Raw genomic sequence first — 854 nt, forward strand, 5'->3', positions numbered from 1 at the left:
AGAGCTCGTCTCATTTGGTCGGCAGTCGGTAGCCTGGGGTCGTGGGGATCGTGGAGCGCTTGGTGCCGGATGAATTGTGGGAGCTGTTCCAGCGAGTGGTGCCCGAGGCACCTGCGCGACCGCAGGGCGGTGGCCGTCGCAGGTATGGGGACCGGGAGGTACTCGCGGCGATCATCTTCGTCGCCACGACAGGCTGCACTTGGCGGCAGCTTCCCCCTTCCTTCGGCCCGTCGGGGCCAACGACTCACCGCAGGTTCGCCGAGTGGTCGAAGGCTCGGGTGTGGGCCAAGCTCCACCGCGTGGTCCTGGACGAACTGGGCGTCCGCGGCGAGCTCGACTGGACGCGCTGCGCGATCGACTCGGTGAACATGCGGGCCCTCAAAGGGGGGCGCTGACAGGTCCGAATCCTGTCGATCGGGGCAAGAAGGGGTCGAAGATCCATCTCATCACCGACCGCACTGGCCTGCCGCTGTCCGTCGGCATCTCCGGGGCCAACACCCACGACAGCCAGGCACTGATACCCCTGGTCAAGAGCATCCCGCCGATCCGCTCCCGGCGCGGGCGGCGCCGGCGCCGCCCGGACAAGCTCCATGGCGACAAGGGCTACGACTACGACCACCTGCGGCGCTGGTTACGCGGACGCGGCATCACCCACCGCATCGCCCGCAAAGGCGTCGAGACCTCCCAACGGCTGGGCCGTCACCGCTGGGTCATCGAACGCACTATGGCCTGGCTCGCCGGGTGCCGTCGCCTCCACCGACGCTACGAACGCAAGGCTGAGCACTTCCTCGCCTTCACCAGCATCGCCTGCACCCTCATCTGCTACCGCAGACTCGCCAAATGAGACGAGCTCT

Annotated in this window: 1 protein-coding gene; it reads left to right on the plus strand. The window is 67.6% G+C overall.

From position 1 onward, the window contains the following. Positions 1–50: 50 nt before the first annotated feature. A protein-coding gene (locus tag IEY56_RS28135) for an IS5 family transposase (protein ID WP_444544897.1) occupies positions 51–844 on the plus strand; the annotation gives its coding sequence in 2 pieces (ribosomal slippage) (positions 51–383 and positions 386–844; 792 coding nt in all). Positions 845–854: the final 10 nt, after the last annotated feature.

Origin of the sequence: Streptomyces daqingensis (assembly GCF_014645895.1) — a bacterium.
In the GTDB taxonomy this organism is placed as follows: domain Bacteria; phylum Actinomycetota; class Actinomycetes; order Streptomycetales; family Streptomycetaceae; genus Streptomyces; species Streptomyces daqingensis.